Origin of the sequence: Kribbella antibiotica (assembly GCF_004349055.1) — a bacterium.
Taxonomy (GTDB): Bacteria; Actinomycetota; Actinomycetes; order Propionibacteriales; family Kribbellaceae; genus Kribbella; species Kribbella antibiotica.
On record NZ_SMKX01000033.1, the window covers coordinates 30,460 to 48,404 of the forward strand.

Annotated in this window: 11 protein-coding genes; 2 read left to right on the forward strand and 9 right to left on the reverse strand. The window is 66.7% G+C overall.

All coding sequences use genetic code 11. The features are described from left to right. The first annotated feature begins 18 nt into the window (after nt 1-18). Nucleotides 19-738 carry a DUF998 domain-containing protein gene (locus tag E1263_RS14165; protein ID WP_165956606.1) on the forward strand — a complete coding sequence of 240 codons (720 nt, stop codon included), beginning with the start codon at nt 19-21 and terminating at the stop codon, nt 736-738. On the opposite strand, the gene E1263_RS14170 is transcribed toward E1263_RS14165, so the two are convergent. From E1263_RS14170 to E1263_RS14200, 6 genes are all read right to left on the reverse strand, one after another. Further along, the gene (locus E1263_RS14170; protein ID WP_132167751.1) at nt 623-3,298 is read right to left on the reverse strand and encodes a YfhO family protein; all 2,676 of its coding nucleotides are present in this window, start codon (nt 3,296-3,298) and stop codon (nt 623-625) included. The two genes, E1263_RS14165 and E1263_RS14170, sit on opposite strands and share 116 nt — an antisense overlap. Nucleotides 3,299-3,440: 142 nt before the next feature. After that, nucleotides 3,441-4,625 carry a type III PLP-dependent enzyme gene (locus E1263_RS14175; protein ID WP_132167752.1) on the reverse strand — a complete coding sequence of 395 codons (1,185 nt, stop codon included), beginning with the start codon at nt 4,623-4,625 and terminating at the stop codon, nt 3,441-3,443. Continuing rightward, nucleotides 4,622-7,543, reverse strand: coding sequence for an MFS transporter (locus E1263_RS43225; protein WP_202868873.1), 2,922 nt, complete (start codon nt 7,541-7,543; stop codon nt 4,622-4,624). The genes E1263_RS14175 and E1263_RS43225 overlap by 4 nt, the downstream gene beginning before the upstream one ends. Next, a complete protein-coding gene (locus E1263_RS14190; protein WP_202868874.1) occupies nt 7,540-9,159 on the reverse strand; it encodes an IucA/IucC family protein in 1,620 nt (539 codons plus the stop codon). The genes E1263_RS43225 and E1263_RS14190 overlap by 4 nt, the downstream gene beginning before the upstream one ends. Beyond that, the gene (locus E1263_RS14195) at nt 9,156-10,355 is read right to left on the reverse strand and encodes an ATP-grasp domain-containing protein (protein ID WP_132167753.1); all 1,200 of its coding nucleotides are present in this window, start codon (nt 10,353-10,355) and stop codon (nt 9,156-9,158) included. The genes E1263_RS14190 and E1263_RS14195 overlap by 4 nt, the downstream gene beginning before the upstream one ends. Before the next feature lie 188 nt (nt 10,356-10,543). Continuing rightward, nucleotides 10,544-10,798 carry a hypothetical protein gene (locus E1263_RS14200; protein WP_132167754.1) on the reverse strand — a complete coding sequence of 85 codons (255 nt, stop codon included), beginning with the start codon at nt 10,796-10,798 and terminating at the stop codon, nt 10,544-10,546. Between the two features lie 177 nt (nt 10,799-10,975). Here E1263_RS14200 and E1263_RS14205 point away from each other — a divergent pair, with 177 nt between their 5' ends. Further along, nucleotides 10,976-11,746 (forward strand): hypothetical protein, encoded by a 771-nt coding sequence (locus tag E1263_RS14205; protein WP_132167755.1) that lies wholly within the window; start codon nt 10,976-10,978, stop codon nt 11,744-11,746. Nucleotides 11,747-11,760: 14 nt separating this feature from the next. On the opposite strand, the gene E1263_RS14210 is transcribed toward E1263_RS14205, so the two are convergent. From E1263_RS14210 to E1263_RS14220, 3 genes are read right to left on the reverse strand one after another with little or no spacing between them, the layout of a single operon-like run. Further along, a complete protein-coding gene (locus E1263_RS14210) occupies nt 11,761-12,516 on the reverse strand; it encodes an acyltransferase domain-containing protein (RefSeq protein WP_132167756.1) in 756 nt (251 codons plus the stop codon). Beyond that, nucleotides 12,509-16,810 (reverse strand): heparinase II/III domain-containing protein, encoded by a 4,302-nt coding sequence (locus E1263_RS14215; RefSeq protein ID WP_132167757.1) that lies wholly within the window; start codon nt 16,808-16,810, stop codon nt 12,509-12,511. The genes E1263_RS14210 and E1263_RS14215 overlap by 8 nt, the downstream gene beginning before the upstream one ends. Next, nucleotides 16,807-17,931 (reverse strand): LacI family DNA-binding transcriptional regulator, encoded by a 1,125-nt coding sequence (locus E1263_RS14220; protein ID WP_132167758.1) that lies wholly within the window; start codon nt 17,929-17,931, stop codon nt 16,807-16,809. Before E1263_RS14220 ends, E1263_RS14215 begins: the two co-directional genes overlap by 4 nt. Between the last annotated feature and the right edge of the window lie 14 nt (nt 17,932-17,945).

Consider the following 17,945-nt stretch of genomic DNA (forward strand, 5'->3'; position numbering starts at 1 on the left):
TATGCAAGTCTTGAGATCATGGCGGACGACCCAGAGCTGAGCCGGTATCGATTGATCCGTGGCCTGATGATCGCGGCGGCCGTGCTCTACTGCAGCCTGCTCCTGGAGGCGGCCGCAGGATTCCCGCTCAACCTCCATGACTCGATGCTCAGCGACCTGGCCGCGCTGGATCAGCCCACCAATCTCTACGCGCGCGGCATGGACCTGACGACCGGGATCCTGCTGGTTCTGGTGCCGATCCTCGCCCGCCAGACCGCGCGGCGGCACCGCGATGTCGCTGCGCTCCTGATCAGTACGGCGCTCTTCGGCATCGGGACCATGTTCAGCGTCTTCCTGCCGCTGGACTGCGCACCGTCCCTGAGCCAGGCCTGCCTGGAGTCCGAGGACAGCGGCCGGGCAGGCATGGCCTTGGTCCTCCACGCGACGTTCTCAACCGTCGCCGGAGTCGGTTGCGTAGCGATGGCGTTCTTCATCCTCGTCGTGCTCCGACGCACCGGCTGGACCGGCCCGCGCCGGCTGACCGCCGCCGTACTGGCCGGAGCGAGCCTGATCAGTCAGATCTGGCTCGTCATCGCGATCGGCATCCAGGAGCTGAAGGGCGACGAGGCCCATCAGCCCGGGATCATTCAGCGGGTTTCGGTGGTGCTGGTTTGTCTGATGCTGGCGACGGTGACTCCGGGGCTGAAGCAGGCGCTGCTGCCGTCCCGCTCTCTCCAACCGGCGGGTCAACCGGGCTGAAGACGATCGGCCGTGCCGCGAGACGCAGCCGACGGCGGCGCAAGAATTCCAGTACGGCGACCGTCAGCAGCAGGAGGCCGAGTCCAGCTGCCCCGCCCACCAGGCCGAGTCGCAGACCAGCCGGGTGATAGTCGCACGACACCTTGCTGGCCGAGCGACCAACCGGCATAGCCATCAGGCCAGCCATCTGGGTCGGCTTCCGGAACGCCTGGCCGTCCACCTGACAGCGCCAGCCCGGCGTGCGGACGACGCTCATGACGACCGTCCCGCGGGTCCGCGGGTTCAGCTTGATGTCGATGCTGTGTCCGCCGACGTGGGTCTCGGCCGGTTGGCTCTGCCGGAGCAGGTTGACCGCGGCATCGAGCTTGGTGCGGTCGAGACAGCCGAGCGGCCGATCCGGCAACTGGGTCGACTCCGGCACCCGCAGCGTGACCTCAACCGCGCCGCTCGGACCCGTCGTACTGACTCGGCGCATCGGTGCGCCGCGGAAAATACCGGGCCGCTTCGCGCCGGTCGTCAGGTTGACCGTCCACTTGTGACCGTCGACCAGCGAGTCACCGACAAACTCGGGCCCGAACAGGTAAACCTCGGTCCCCGGCTTGCACCGAGCGGTCAGCCGGAACGTGCCCGGCTTCTCCAGCCCTTGCGGCTGGTTGATCGTGAGGACTCCCGGCCGCTTGTCGCTGACCGTGACCTGCGAACCCTCGTCGATGTATGCCCGCAGCTTCGGCGTCTCATAGACACTCGCGCCGAGCGCGGTCTCCTGCAGACCCCACGGCCCGCCGAGCCCCGAAATCCACGGTCGTAGCGGGCGGACCGAGACGAACGGGCCGACCTGGCTGCGGGCCAACTGCAGCTCGCCCTTGGGGTCCAGCGTCAGCCGGCCACCCATCGCGAAGACCGCGTCGACCACCGGGTTCACCGGATCGACGATCGACCGGCCGAACGCCGAGTATCCGAAGCCGAGGTTGAGCAGCTCCTGGGTGAGCTCGTCCGGAATCGTCGAGCTGTAGTACTCCGGCCCCTCGCCGCCGATCAGCATCGGGTCATTGACGGTGGTGAACGCTCCCGGCGACACGCGTTGCCGCGGCCAGTCGTTGTCCCCCATCACCAGCGCCCGACTGGTCTCCTGCCGAGCTGCCCAGGCCCGTCCGGTGTAGTACTTCTCGCCCCGGTGCGCCTCGATCGCGTACGACGACGCGCCCGCCTCGACGAGCACCGCGGCAACCAGCACGCCGGCGGCAATTCGCCGTACCAACTGCTGTGGCTTCCACCGCGTGACCACCCAGGCCGCAATCGCCAGGAACCCGACCACCGGTACGGCGACCGCCGTGACTGCGGTCGATGTCCAGTTGTTCCACGCGAAGGCCCACAGCGCGGCCAGGAAAACCGCCGGTATGACGACTGTCGACACATGGCGAATGCCCGTGGCCACCGACATCCAGCCGGCGATCACGATCAACCCGGCGATGACGAAGGCCTGCCGGAACGGGTTGCCGTTCGGCGCGTCGAACCCGTGCCAGATCATGTGCGTGATGGTGATCTGCATGCTGGCGATCGCCAGCAGGATGGCCACCGACCAGACGATTCGCTCGCGCAGTGCAATCTTCCAGTTGAAGGGGAAGCTCAGCGCGAGGAGCAGCATCACGGTCCCGACGGCCAGGCCGGGGGTCTTCCCGACCCCCTCGGTTCCAGGCAGCAGCCGGCCGAAGAAGTACAGCCAGCCGATCGGATGGAAGGTTTCGTCCGGGCTCGGCCGTGCGTAGCCGACCGATTTGAAGGTTGGCACCAACAGCGGCGCGGACAGCGCGATCCCGACCACTACCGCGATCAGGCAGCGCACCGCACCGCCGATCCGGCGCGCCCAGTCGCCGCCGTCCGGATCACCCAGGACGCGCGCGACCACCACGATCGCCGCCCCGAGCGAGGCCATGTAGACGGTGTAGAAGTGCGAGTACCAGAACAGGGCGATGACGAACGGCGAGACGATCATCGACGGCAGTGAGCGGTTCTTCCAGATCCACTCGCAGAGCAGGCAGATCACCGGGAACGCGATCAGGCCGTACAGCCAGCCGGTCATGTAGCCGCCGTCGTCGATCGCCCAACCGCAGGTCGCGTACGAGACACCGGCGATCCCGGCCAGCCAGGCCGGTCCGCTCGGGCGCAGCTTCCGCAGGTACGCCGTCATGGCCGCCGCGGCGCACGCAATCGCGGTCGCCGAGATCACGTACAGCGCAAGGTCGATCTTGTCGCGCGGGAACAGCAGCACGATCCAGGACAGCGCGGCCCCGTTGTAGGCCATGAAGTCGCCGATGTACGGAACGCCGTACCCACTGGACCAGTTGAAGAAGAAGTCACCCGGCGCCGCGCCGGTCATGATGTCGCGCAGATGCGCGTGCATCGGGATGAACTGCTGCCCCAGATCCAGGATGTTGCGCGGGATGTGGCCGAACGGATAGCTACCGCGGATGATCCCGCCGGCGATGTACGCGAGCGCAGCCGCCAGTGCCGCCACCGGCACTGCCAACCATCCGCGCCCTCGCCCCTGGGCTGCCGCCATCAGTCTTCATCCCTCGCTCGTGACCCCGCTGCGCCGTCCGACCTTATCCGAGAGGCGGAGCGAGGGATGAAAGTTGCCCTGCACAAGCAGGTACTTCCCCTATTTCTCCGACAATGCCGTCGGGAACCAACGGTAGACCGCTTCAGATGAACAAGAAATTCGGGTGTGGGTGCATGAGGAAGTCGTGATGCGAGATGTTCCACGCGTACGCCCCCGCCATCGCGAAGACTATCCGGTCCCCGGCGCGTACCTCGGCGACCGGAATCCCCTGTGCCAGAAGGTCTTTCGGCGTACACAGCTGACCGGTCAGCGAGATCTGCCCAGTCGCCGACGGACGCGGCCACGGGTGGGACCACTCCTGCACTGGTACGACGACGAATGGCTGATCGTGACCTTTTGTCGCCGGAGTCCGCAGGTGATGCGTACCACCCCGGACCACGGCGAAAGGCTCACCCTGACTCGTCTTCACGTCAAGAACTTCGGTCGTGTAGAAGCCGCAGTACGCCGTCAACGCGCGCCCAGGCTCGATCCGAAGCCGCAGCTCCGGTCGCCGGTCAAGCAACTTCGCCAAACCGACACCGAACTCGACCCAATCGAAACGCGCCGCGGGCTCGGCGTAGTCGACCGCCATCCCGCCACCGATGTTGACTTCGTCGAACCGGAGTCCGTGCTTCGCCGCCAGCGCAGCCGACCAGTTCACGATCTGCTCGGCCACCGCCAGATGCTCAGCCGCGCTCAGACCGCTGCCCAGGTGCGCGTGGATGCCGCGCAGCCGGAGCTGCTGACCGATCGGACCAGCCAGCAACTCCAGCGCCCTCGCGACATCGGACGGATCGAGGCCGAATGGGCTCGGCCGCCCGCCCATCGCCAGCGCGACCGACTCGAGCGAGCCCTCCGCCACCGGCACGTTCACCCGCAGCATGACGTCGACCTGCTGCTCGTTACCCAGCGCGGCCGCGAGTTGATACAGCTCCTGCACGCTCTCCAGATGCCACCGATGCACCCCCGCCTCAACCGCCGCAGCGATCTCGGCGGGCGTCTTACCCGGTCCCCCGAAGGCGAGCGGCGCACCGGGCGCCACCTGACGCACGTGTGCCAACTCGCCTGCGCTGGACACCTCATAGCCGTCCACCGCGTCCCGCAGCGCCTCCAGTACGGCGGCCTCCGGGTTCGCCTTGGCCGCGTAGTACAACTCGACTCCCGCTGGCAGCGCCGCCCGGACCGCCGCGGCATGGACGCGCAGCGCACCCAGGTCGTAGACGTAGGCGGGCAGAGCGTCGGTCGGTAGACCAGCGGCGTACTCGCGGACGTTAGGAGTGACCGTCACCGCTCGCCCTGCGCTGTGGCATGCTCTGCCGCCGCTGCGAGCACCGACTCGGCAATCGGCGACGGCAGGCGAACGTAGCCGGCGCTCCGGTCCGGCAGCCGACCCCAGCGAGTCAGCATGTTGGTCTTCGCCGGCAGCGGCACACCGGCCAGCAGTGCAGCGAGGAGCGGCGGCCGTCCGTTCTCTTCGGAGTGCTCCTCGATCACGGCCCGCACCTCGGCCCACAGCCGTCCCTCAAGCTCCGGGCTGAGGTCAGCCACGGCGCCCAGCAGGTCCGAGATGTGGTTGACGAGCAGGCAGTACACAACCCGGTCCCAGCCGCGCTGAGCGTCGTACGTCATCGGACCGGCGACATCCGCCGGCAGACCAGCCAGCGTCTCCGCATGCAGCTCGTCGACCAGCTTGGTGCCTTCCAGGTCGCGGAAGAGCACCTGCACCGGCTGGTTGGCCGCGTCGACGCCGATCAGCACGTTCTGCAGGTGTGGCTCCAGCACCACACCATGGTCCAGGTACGCCGCCAGCACCGGCGGAACCAGCAGCCTCAGGTACGCCGCCCACCAGGACACGATCTCGGCGTCGTCCGCGTCTTCGAGCAGCAGCGAGATGTGCGCTGAGCTGGTCGCGTACTCATCAGCCACCGCAGCTGCCATCAACGGCGTCACACCAGGACGCAGTACGTCGCTCAGCCCGGTCCGCACGATCAGTCCGAAGCCCTCGTAGACAGGCAGGTCCATGGCGAGCGTGCGGAACGCAGGCTCCCGCAGTACGGCGGCACCTGGGAAGCGAACCGCCAGATCCGCCAGCACGGGCGCAAGCAGCCGGGTGAGCGCAACCGCACCGGTCATCTCGTACGCCGCGTTCTTCCGCAGGCAGTTGGTGATCCGGATGTTCAGGCTGAACTTGAGGAACACATCCGGACCGGCCAGCGTGCGCACGGACGAGGTCGGCGTGAACAGCGCACCCCCGACACCCAGGTCGATCACGTCACCCCGCTCCAGCGCGGCCTGGAACTGCGGGTTGTCTCGCACCATCGAGTACTGCCAGGGGTGCGCGGGCAGCAACCGGTAGCCGTCCGGCACTTCGCACAGCTCATCAAGCAGCGCAGTGATCTCCGAGTCAAGGCTCTCCTCGGCCAGCAGCTCCGGCCGCACGGCGAGGTAGCGCAACTGGAACGCAGCCCGCGACTCCGGCGCATACGCGGCCCAGTCATCGCGGTTCTCCGTGCGGGATTTCGGCGCCGGGTGGAAGCGGTGCCCGAACAGCATCGCCTGCTCCGACTCGAGGAACCGGTCCGGACCAGCAGGCCGGCTCCGGGTCAGGGCCCGGGTGACACCTTCGTGACTCGACTCGATCTGCGGCAGAAACTCCTCGTTCTCAAAGCCGCTGCGTAGCGCTAGCTCACGTCGTACCTGGTCGGCCAGCTCATGCCAGGTCAGCTCCGACCAGAACTCACCGTGCTCCTGGAACACCGGGCCAATGAACCTATGCGCACCGATCAACGCCGTACGGCGCAGCTCGACGCGTAGGAGGACTCCGGCGCGTGGGAGGCGAAGCAACAGCCAGCCGTCGTCGACTGCGCTCTGGTGCTCCGGACCGGAGACCTCGCGCAGCAGGCAGTTGAGCAGGGTGTGCGCGACCACATGGTCGGCACGCGGTACAGCCGTCGCAGCCGGGGGAAGGGACTGCATAACAGACATATGTGACTCCGAACGCGTACGGGGACGAATGAGCAACGTGGCGGAAACGGCTGTGACCAAGGCGGCGGCGGTGCCGATCAGCACCGGCGCGGCTGCACCGAACACACTGTTCGAGACAGCGGCGACGGCACCGGCGGCGACCGCTCCGCCCTTGGAGAAGAATTCGACGGTACCGAACATCCGGCCGGGTGCACGTCCTCGCGCCGCGTCGGCGGCGAGGATCGAAAGGCACACCAGACCGAGCGTCAACCCGATACCAAGTAGTAGGCGCGCAACGACAAACCCGGGCAGCGTTTGAACCACTGCATGCGCAGCCAAACCGAGCGCGACAAAGCCGAAACCGGCCGCGAGCCCTGCTCGCGAACGACCGACAAAACGCTGGTGACAGATCATTTTATGGGTGGCACTGGCCAACACGAGGTAACACAAGTGTGGCAAGGCGAACAGCACTCCGGCAAGGGCGCCTGAGGTATCAGGCATGCGCTTCTCGATCAGCGCGATCAGGTACGGGAAAGAGATGATGGTTGCGAACACGAAGGCGAACTCGAAGAAATACAACAGCCTCAGTGTCCGCATCGGCGGCGGCGGTTGCGCCGGCAGCACCTCGTGCACTTCGACGGCCGAATGATCCGGCTCAGGCAGCAACACCAGCAGTACGGCGGCAGCCAGCGGCAGCACGGCCATGATCAGGTACTGCCGATGCGGCGAGACCCACGGGCTGAGTGAGCCGACCAGAATCGGTGCGACCACCAGCGCAGCCCGGGCACTCCCCTGCATCAGGGTCAGTGCCTTCGACAGCTTGTCGCCAGTGAGCGCCGCCGCGAGATAACCGTTGCTCGCAGCAAACGTTCCGCCGAGGAAGCCCTGCAGGACGAGTGCCAGCGTGAAGGCCAACAGGCTGTTCGCGAGGCCGGCGGCGATGAACGCGATCGACAGACCGAGCTGGGCCCGAAGGAGCAGCCGCTTCCGGCCGTAGCGGTCGGCGAGACGGCCCCAGAACGGCGCCCCGATCGCACTGAAGACGGTCGGAACGACGTACAGGAGGCCGGCCCATTGGCCGGTCGGATCGCCGAGCGACGGCAGGATCTCAGTCAGGTAAGGCGGGAGGCCGAGCGCCGCGAACGATGCGACGAAGTAGCAGCCGGCGATTGCCGGGACGTGCATGCGGCTGAGGTGGGGCCGCGGTGCGGTGACGGGCGGTGCCGCCGCAAGAACTGTCATCGCGCGAGCCGTAGGTAGTTGGGCCCGGTGGTGTAGTGCTTGTTGATATCGGCCGCGCCCGAACGCTGCTTGCTCAGCAGGGTGCCGGCCGTGACCATCGCCTTGACCGGCAGCCGGTCGGCCTCCAGCAGGTCGGCGCGCAATGCGGCACCATCCGCGCCGAGGCGGTCGACGGCCTCGGTCAGGCGGGTGCGCAGGATGCGGAGCAGTTCGTCGTCGGCCAGTGCGAAGGCGAGGGACGCCGTACAGAGGTGGATGGTGATGGTGGTGAAGAGATCGGTGAGGGCGCGGTCGTTGTCGCCGAACATCCGCGGGTCGGTGAAGTCACCGCGATCCGCGCAGCGCTGACGGTTGATCCGGAGACCGTCATTATCCTTGTAGAGCAAACGAATCCGGGTAGCACCGTCGACTCGATCGAAGATCACCGAGGTGTTCTGCTGGTGCGACTCGAGCGCGATCCCGTAGCCGAACAGCGTCGTCTGCCAGTCGAACAGCAGGGTGACGAACGCGTCGTACAGGTCGTGGATCTTGCCGTTGTAGAAGCGGTCGGCGAGATGATCGATGACGCGGCGCCCGCTCGGCGCCTTCGCGGCAAAGGCTGCCAGCGGGACGACCAGTGCATCGTCGAGGCCCGATGGGTAGCGGCGGAGCAGGACCGCGAAGAGCTCGTCGCCGCTCTCGTAGTACGTCTGCTCGTCGGCATTCAGGATCGTTGCTGCGAAACGCGCTTCGTGGTCGATGACATCGTGCATCAACCGCTCCCCCGCAGCACCGTCGACGAGCACGCCCGCCTTGATCGTCCGCCGGTTGCGCGCCCCCAGCGTGGCCGTTGCTATCGGCAACTTCAGGTGGAAACGCGGATCGTGGACGACGGCCACGGTCCGGGTCGACAACGTCGGTACGACGTCGAGATACGGAATCGGACCGAGGATGCCGTCGACCACCTCGGTCAGGGGATGCACCGGCAGCACCGTGTGGTCGACCAACTCGGGCAGCCCGATATCGGCGACAGTCGGCCACCACTCCGGCCAGTTCGCCTTCGCAGGCCCCGGTACGGCGACCCATCGCAGCTTGAAGGTCGGGTGGAACTCAGGCGTGTAAGCGCGAACCTGTTCCGGCGTCAGCCCGATGCGCCCCCGCGCGGTCGGATAAACGGGGTGGTCGAGGAACGCCGCCAACGTGTCGAACGCCAGCGAGCTCCCGAGTCCAGTCCAGGACGTCGGATCATCGCCGTACCGCTCCGCAAGCCCCGCCAGTACGTCGGCCTGGACGTCGTCATGCAGTTCCATCGTGGCCAGCGTCTGCCGGCACTCGTCCGCGAACGTGTCGTATCCGCCGCGGTCCTCCGGATCAGCGAGATCCCGCAGGGCGGCCAGGATCTCGTCGAGCGAAGTGAGCGCGGTCCCATTGACCTCAAGGAGCGGCAACCGAGCGCCGTACTCAGCCTGGAAGCCGTCTTCAACGACCGCGACGGCCAGCAGCCGCCCGCCGAGCTCCGACTGAAGCCAGCGCCCGTCATCCATCTCGACGACCAATCCGCGAGTGCGCAACCCGAGCACATCTTCACGGATCAGAGACGAGAGGACACGCAATGCCAACGTCGTAGCAGCCGTCACGGCTCGATCGTCCAGACGCTCTCAGCCACGAACTCCTCGGCGATCCGCCGCAGCGCGGCCCGATCCGGGCCGATGCCCTGGATCACGCCGAGGTAGTCCCGGTTCGTGTTGTACAGCGGATGCGTCGCTCCGACCTCACGGAAGGTCTGGTAGGAGAGCGCGATCCCGTCGACCACCCGGTCGAACGGCTCCGGCGCCGCGGTCAGCGTCCCGGCCCGGTCTGCACAGATGTACAGGCTGTACGACGCCCGGTCGGCCCGCGCCCCGAGATCCGCCGGAAGCGGCTCGCCGAGGTGGATCCGCAGCACGTGCTCGAAATACGGAATGCCAAGGATGTCGACGAGCGCGAGATCCAGCCGGTCGCCGATCGAACGGTAGTTGACCTCGATCAGCCGCGCCCGGCCATCCGCCTGGACCACGAACTCCGTGTGGCACGCGCCGAAGCCGACCCCGAGCGCATCGAGCTGGGCGAGCACCTGATCGGTGATCGCCGGCGGATGCGCACCGACAAACTCCAGCGACAGCTCGATGAACGCCGGCGGCTCGGAGATCGCCGTACGGAATGCACCGACGACCTGCCGCGTCGCACCGTCCCCGAGCGTCTCCAGCGTGTGCAGCTCACCGGTCAGGAACTCCTCGACCAGCAACGTGTCGTCCGGACGCCGCTCCCAGACACCTGCGGCAAACTGCGTCAGCCCGGCCAGGTCGTCAACCAGCGCAACATCCTCACTCGCGACCCCCTCGCGCGGCTTGACCACGCACGGAAAGGGAATGTCGGTGAGCGTCGATGCGTCCTGCCCCGGCGCGAGCTCAGCAGCCCAGACCGTGTCGACCCCGGCAGCGCTCAACCAGCGACGAGCCTCCGCCTTGTTCTTGGCCCGGTACGCCGCCTGCCAGTCCTTGCCGGGGAGTCCGAAGTACTGGGCAGCGAGCGCGGCCTGCGCCTGCAGGTGATCGCTATTGGTGAAGATCGCATCCGGCTTGTGGTGCCGTGAGATCTCCCCGATCACCGCGCGAAAGTCCCGGACCGAACAGTTCCGGATCTCCGGTGGGTGCGGAAAGTCCTTATAGGCTTCACGATGCGCATCGACCGAGTTGGTCAGCACGATGACTTCGAGCCCGAGGCGCGCGGCCGCGGGCAGGAACCCCTCGGTGACGGAGTCGGTCGGGTTGAGGGCGAGCAGGTACAACCGCATACCGAACGAGTCCTCCTGAAGTGGGCGGGTGACTCGATCTTCTTCGGTAAGGCTATCCTTAGTCAATCCGAACGAGGAGAGGTCCGTCACGCCTTGCGCAACAAGCCGGGGCCAGACCGGGGTGGTGGGGCGGGGAAGGTATCAGTACCGCAAGGTTGCAGACCCCGGCTGTTCACCCACTTACTTGCTCAGCGCAACTTTGGCTGTGCCCGCACCACGACCTGCTTGTCGACCACCAGTTGGCTGCCGAGAACGAACCAGTTGTCCGGAACGCTCTCGCGCCGGACGTTGTCCTCCGCGGTCCGCTCGAGGTAGTAGGCGACGCTGTAACCGCGCTGCTCGATCAGCGCCCGCACCTGGCCGACCCGCATCCCTTCGATCTTCAGACCCGCCGGCGGATCATGCACGCCGGTGCTGCCCCTGTCCTGAGCTAAGTAGGTCATACCCGGCTTATGTCGCCAGGCCTGACCCGATTTCACTTCGCCCCGGGGTCAATCTCAGCTGAACCGTTGGTACATCGGCGTTGCAACGCGGACGTGCACGCACTGTGATCTCAGACCCGCGCCCAGCGCCTAGCATCGAACCGAAGGCAACTACTGAGCGTAGCGAAGGGTTTTCCGATGAAGCCACTGATCGCAGCCGCACTCGCCCTTGTCATGGCAGCCCTCCCGGTCGCTCCAGCCGCGGCCGCACCGACGGCCAAGTGCGGTGCCCCGGTACTGAAGGTCTGGTACGACGCGAACCAGACGGGCTCCTGGGCGAACGCCTGGTTCGAGCCTGCCGCCGGTTGCAAGGGGCAACGGATGTCGGTGACCGGGCACATCTTCTGCGTGGAGGGCACCCCGCACAAGATCTACGCCGAGATCAAAGCGGGCAAGGCGCCGTTCGATACACCCTGGGTGGTACTGCCGAAGACCTGCCGGTCGTTCACCGCGGACGCGACCGCGGCGCCGACTCTTGCCTCCGACAACTGGGCCTGGCGTTACGGCTACCCGCCGGGCAAGGCCGGGCCGCAACCGTCGAACGCCGCCGGCCAGAAGAACGTCGTCAGCAAGAAGGACGAGCGGTTCGTCGGCAAGAAGTGCGTCACCCTCTCCCCCGGCGGCATCGACAAGTTCACGGTGTGCGACGCGCAGTACGACAGCATGCAGATCAGCAATCGGCGGACCCACTTCGTCACCGCGACACCGAAGTGCCGGCTACTCGGACTGAACACCCGGCTGCGGGCCTCCAACGGAGCCGACAGCGATGAGGACACCCAGTTCGGGGTCGAGTGCCGGCAACTGGCCGCGGTTGTCTCCGGCGCGAAGAAGGCGAAGGTCACGGTCACGGTGCGTACTGCTTTCGGCGACCACCAGCCGATCGCGTCGTACGGGTTCGATCCGTTCTGACCGACCGGTAGACCTCACAGCGGCAGCCAGCCCGTGACGTGATGCCAGTGCTTGCCCTCGGCAAGGTGATCGGCGATTGCGGCTTCGAGGCGGGTCCGGCGCGGGAGTTCCGCGCCGGACGGCAGGTCGAAGACGAAAGCGCGGATGTCGTCGTCGGCCTGGGTGATCACGCTCTCCGTCGTGAAGCGGCGTTGGAAGCGGAGGATGTTGGAGTCCTCGGGCAGGTAGTCGGCCAGTTGGGGGTCGAGGAGCCACGACGTGCAATAGGCGCGCTTGTACTCCTCGGCCGGGAAGTGTTCGGCGAAGAACGGGCGCGCGGCGGCCAGGGAGTCGTCGCAGGCTTCGGGGGTGAGATGCCCGTCGCCGGGGATGTGAACGTCGAGCAGGGGCTCACCGTGGCGGGCGGTTCGGTCGAACTGGAGCCGGCCGAGGCGGTAGAGGCTGCCGCGGAAGTGGCGCGAGAACCAGTACGGGCGCACGACGCCGCCGTCGCGGACGCGCGAGCCGAGCTGATGCATGGTCGCGTGCGAGATGGCTCGTGGCACTCGCCGGGCGGCATGCCAGGCGAGCACCTCCGGCAGGACGGTCAGGTAGGCGTAGAGCGGGAGGGTTCCGCTGGCGGCTCGCCAGGTGACGCTGCTGTCCAGGCTGCCGAGGTCCCGCCGGAGTCCGGCGACCGCCGCAGCGAGCTCGTGCTCGTCGGGCGGTGACGCCAGGACCGCGGTCTGTTCCGCTTCCGGAACACCGACCCACTGCATCAAGTCACGCATTCAGTGTGACCTTTAGATAGCCACCGCCCGCAGGCACAGCCCGGGCCGGCTGGTTGTTCACGGTCACAGTCCGGACACCAGGCGCATAGATCTTCAGTACGACGGGTGCCGGCGCGGTGGCGGCTCGGCGTACGTCGATCCGTAGCGTGGTGTCGTCGAAGACCAGCGAGGCGTTGTCCAGCTTGCGCGACGCCTCGACGTACGTGCGGCCATCGACGGCGACCGTGGATCGCTGCAGCAGATCGATGCTGGCCTTCCGCACGAGAGCGAAGCCGTCGTCGTACAGGAGGTCGTCGCGCCCACCGGCAGCCAACTCGACACGCACATGCCCATCGGCGATCCGACGGACGGACGAGACGGTAGGTGACGTCTGCAGAAGCGTTGTGTACCGCGTCGCCGTCACACCCTCGCGACGAGCTAGCACGAACGGGATCGGCGTACCGGTGGAGGCCGTTCCTGGTGCGGTTTCGTGCAGCACGGTGGTTGCCTCGGGCTCCAATGCGGTCAGCTTCAGTCCGCTCGACCAGGTCCCGGTCCATTGGCCGTCAGCCGCGTTGCCCACCGCAACGTTCTTCAGCAGGTGATAGCCGAAGTTCGTGCTGGTCGGATCGAGGACGCCTGAGGTTGGGGTCATCGGGACGGTCCCGATCGTCAGCGAGCCGGCGCCGTGCCACGACTGGTCGAAGCGATGCGGTTTGGTGCCCTTGGCATCGAAGACGTCCAGCGAGTAGTCGTCGGTCATCAGGACCTTGCGTTCCAGCTCGACGTCGCTCGACGCGGGAACGCTGGCGTAGGCGCCCTTGACTTCAGCGTCCGCGACCTGCAGCCGCGGCGTCGTACCGAAGTACTTCAGGGTGCCGCGCAGGTTGCGGTCCTGGCTGGTGCCGTCGACCACGACCGTGTTGTGCGAGACCGTTTCGCGGTACCAGTTCTCGGTCAGGTCGGCGTTCGAGGCGCCGTACACCTGGCCGAGGTCAGTTGACTGCAGCCCGCTGGCACCGACGACATCGAGGTGCAGCTTGTCGGCGTGCCCGTGGGTCCCGCCTGCGATGCCGTAGTCGAGCCGCAGATAATTCGCCTGGAAGGCGTCGATCGCGTGCTCAGCACTCAAGCGAATGCGTTCCGCGCGTCCCGTCGTTCGCACCTTGACTTTGACCGTCTGCGTGGGGACTTCGGCTCGGACCTGTTTGGTAGTCCAGCGCGGCACCCCGCGGAAGTTCGCGGTCTCTGTCATCAGCACCGCTCCTTCCTTGTCCAGGAAGGTCAGTTCCAGCACGCCGGTCCCCCGGACGTTGGCTGCCAACGTCAGTGAGCCGACGTTGCCACCTTGCACCGCGACTTCGCGTCGGCCATCGGTGAGCAGTTGGTTCGACCACAGATCAACCTGGTCGAACCACAGCGTCCCGGTCCCCCGGTCGCTGCCCAGACTCAACCGGACCGACCGCGTCGACGACGGCACGTCCGCATCGACGTCGTACGCCGTCCACTCCGCATCGCGTTTGAGAGCGGTGCTCTTCGTTGAGATGACCGATCCGCGCCCATCCAGGAAGCTCAATGTCAGCTTTCCTGCTGTCGCTCCGGAGGTCTTGGCCAGGGCTGACAACCGCAGCGTGGGGACCTCACGACCGTCCAGCGGCACATCCTGCCGCAACCCGCGCCAACCGGCGAGATCCCCGGTCACCTTCGCCGCGCGCTTGCCGTCCATCACCACATCGGTCACCCAGGACGCACCCTCTAACTTCCAGTACGAGTCGTCCTCCAGCCCCGGGTTCGGGGCGAGATTGCGTCCGTTGTGCGACTGGAGGACGGCCTCACCGAGGCTGGTGAAGTTCGTGCTCGACACCCGCAGACCCGAACTCGCCGGGATGCTGTCGGCTCCGTACCGGAGTGCCCAGCGGTCGGTCCGCGGCAGCTTCGCGTTCGTGTAGGCGTAGTCGAGCGCCGCCGCGAACCGCGGATCGCCGTACTGGCCGTACCCGAACTCGGCGAACTGCGTGAAGCTGACGCCGAACCGCCGTCCCCAGTTGCCACCGTCACCGGCCGCCGGAACGGTCAGATCCGGATACAGGTAAGGCAGCAGTACCGTGTACATCTGCTTGAACCGCGGATCGCCGAGGTAATCATGCTCACCGCGAGCCGCCAAGGCCAAGCTCGTCAGTGCCTGCAGCGCGTAGACGTGATAGCTCGCCGATCCTTCCCACCACCAGCCGTCGTTCATCCGCGCCTTGTTCAGCAGGAACTCCAGCCCGTCCTCGGAGTCGTGCAACGCATAGTCCTTGTACGCCGCATCGTTGATCGCGGCACCGATTGCGTAGATACCGGCATCGTTCCAGGCTTGGAAGTTCGAGGTGGAGGTCGGCCAGGAGATCATCAGATCGGCCAGCGGGCGCAGCAGATTCTGCTCGATGTTGACCCGCTCGGCCGGGGTCAGCGACTCGTGGATCAGATCATAAGCATCGACCAGCGCGACGGCCGAGACAGCCTCGTCGAGAACCTGGTAGTGCACTCGCCCATACAGACCGTTCAATGGCACCGACACGAACTGATCGGCGTAGTACTGCAGGATGTCGCGGGCTTTCCCGGCATAGCGAGGATCAGCAGTCAGTTGGTAGGCAAGCCCCAGATCAGCGGCGCCCTGGCCAGCGTTGTAGTGCCAGGTCTCGATCCACGAGCTGTTGTAGGGCTCGCCGGTATAGACCTTCCCGTCGATCGGGCAGGTGTGCTCGGTCGGCTTGTCGTAGTCGAAGCGAAGGCTGGTGTTCGTGCCCGGGCACTTGTAGTTGCCGGTCCACGCGTTGTGGAACATCGTCTTGTCGAGCGGTCGCGGCAACCAGGCATCAGCCTCGGTCTTCACCACCTTCGTAAAGGCGTCCTTCGCCCAGCCCTGGTCGGCGACCTTCTGCCGCAATGCGTTGATCTCGGCAACAGTGTTGAAGACCTGCGGCTGCTCACCACGCACTGCCGCGCTCGCCACCGTCGTCTCAAGCCAGGCAGTCTGCGTCAAGTCCGGTGCCCCGGCGGGAGTCGCGAGCAGCTTGACCTCGCGCGTCGTACCGGCCGCTTGTTCTGCTGGTGCGGTCACGAAGACCTTGACCTGGGCGCTCGCGCCGGGAGCCAGGGTGACGCTGTCTGCTGCGAGCCGAGCCGTGTACGGCGCCAAGGCCGACTGATCGAGGCTGAGCCGGAAGGTGTCCGCAACCTCGCGCCGGTTCGTGATCGTCGTGTAGTGGACCACCTCATTGCCTGCGGCAACCGACTTGGCGACCATGTCCGGCGAGACCCACCCGGATTCGGGGCTGACACTCACGTTGTCGATCCACGCCGTACCGGTGGCGTTCGTGACAGTGGGGATCACCTGGATCCGCTGGGTCTTGGCCGGCAACCGCATTGTGCCGCTGATCCGCGACCAACCACGACTGCCGGTGATCACTCCGGCGATGATCGACGAGCCCGTGTAGGTGGTCACGCCGTTCACGACGTACGAGAAGCTGAGGCTGACCCGCAAACCACCCGGTACGTCGGTGAAGTCGGACGACACCAGTTGATCGGTCTTCACATCCGCCGCGACCGTGACGACCGGCCAGACGGCCTGGTCGACCTGCGTGGTGACGAAACCGCCAATCTTCTTGCCTGGCACGCCTTTCAGCCGCATCGCGCCGGCGTCGAGGTCGTAGACCTGACTCAGGTACGGCGTGCACCAGCCGGCCGCCGGGCAGTTCGGATCGGTCGTCGTGGTGTCGAATCCCGGGTTCGTCGCCAGGTTGACCGGCGCGGCCGCCGCAACGCGCAGATCGTCGAACCGAACGGTGCCGACCGCACGATCGAGAGCCACGCTGACGAACGCCGACACAGTCCCAGCCGGTACGGCGTACGTGGCGCTCTGCAGGGTCCAGTCCTGCGTGCCCTGCAGGCGGACGCCTTGCCAATTCTTCACGCCGGCAGCATTCACGAACGCGATGTAGAGCTTGGCCGCATTGTCGGCCGATGCCCCTTGGACGACGTCATCAAGCTTCATCTGGCCAGACACCGTCACCCGCGCCGTCCGGCGGCCGTCGAGTCCAAAGGAGGCTGAGTTCGCGCCTTCCCAGGCGATCCCGGTGATGGAGGCCACTTTCAAAGCACCGGACTCCACCGTTGCTCGACTAGAAGCAGTCCAGCCGTTGCTGCCGGCCTCGAACCCCGCATTCACCACGAGGTTGCCGGGGGCAACCGGTGCGTCGGGCGGCGCCGCGGTCGCGCTCACCGGTTGCAGCACGGCGGCCACCAAAGCGGCGGCTATCAGGAATGGCTTCATTGCTGAACCAACTCTCGGGTCATCGCACCACAAGAGGCGCGGATGACCAGCCGCGGACGCAGCTGGACCTGATGAATGGGGGCCGTCTCGCCTTGGGTGAGGCGGCGCAGCAGCAACTCGGCTGCGAGCGCTCCAACCTCGGCCTTCGGCGGTGAGACAGCAGTCAGCGGCACTTCCCCCAGGTCGGCCACTTCGTCGTCATAGGCAACAAGTGCGAGATCGCCGGGGACATCGACCCCGAGCCGGCGGGCATGCAGAACCAGCGCCGAGGCGTCTCGATCACCTAGGCAGAAGACCGCGCTGACGTCATTGTCGGCGCAGGTCTGGACGTACGCGGCAAGCTCTTCGTTGGTCCACACTTCACGACGCTGGTTGACCGCCGGGATCACCGGCAGGCCCAACTCCGTGATGGCCGCGTCGAAACCCGCCTGCACGGCGTCCGCCGTACCGGTGCGGAGGCGGCCGAGGTGGCCGATCCGCCGGTGACCGAGCTCGGTGAAGTGGCGGACAGCGGCGTACGCACCGCCTTGGTGGTTGGTGCACACGTACGGCGTCGCGTCGTCCAGTGTGGGATGCGGCGGCCGGCGCTCGATCAGGACATACGGGACCGGAAGGTCGGGCAGATCCTCGAAGAAGAGTCCGGGGTCTTCCATCAGGTGCAGGTTGGGCACCAGCAGCAGCCCGTCGACACCGGCTTGGAGCAGTTGCCGGGTCTGCTCGGCCTCGACGTCCAGGTTGTACTCCGAGCTCGACAGGATCACGCGGACCCCAGCGGCGCTCAGCACGCGCTCGATGCCCTCGATCACCTTCGGGTAGAAGTACGAGGTCGACGGGACCAGTACGCCGACGAATCGGCGCTGCAGGCGGATACCCGACGGCTGGGCGAGCACGTAGGTCCCGGAACCCTGCCGGCGCTGCACGATGTCGTCCTCGATCAGGAGGTCGACAGCCCGCCGTACGGTGTTGATCCCGACACCGGCTGCGCGTGCCAGCTCGGACTCGGTCGGCAACCGGCCGCCGACCATCCAGACCCCGGTGGCGATCTCCTCCCGCAACTGCTCGGCCAGCGCCCGGAACTTCATCCCCCGCGGCACGTCGGCCAACCCCTGCTCGCTCGTCATAGAGGACAGCGTGG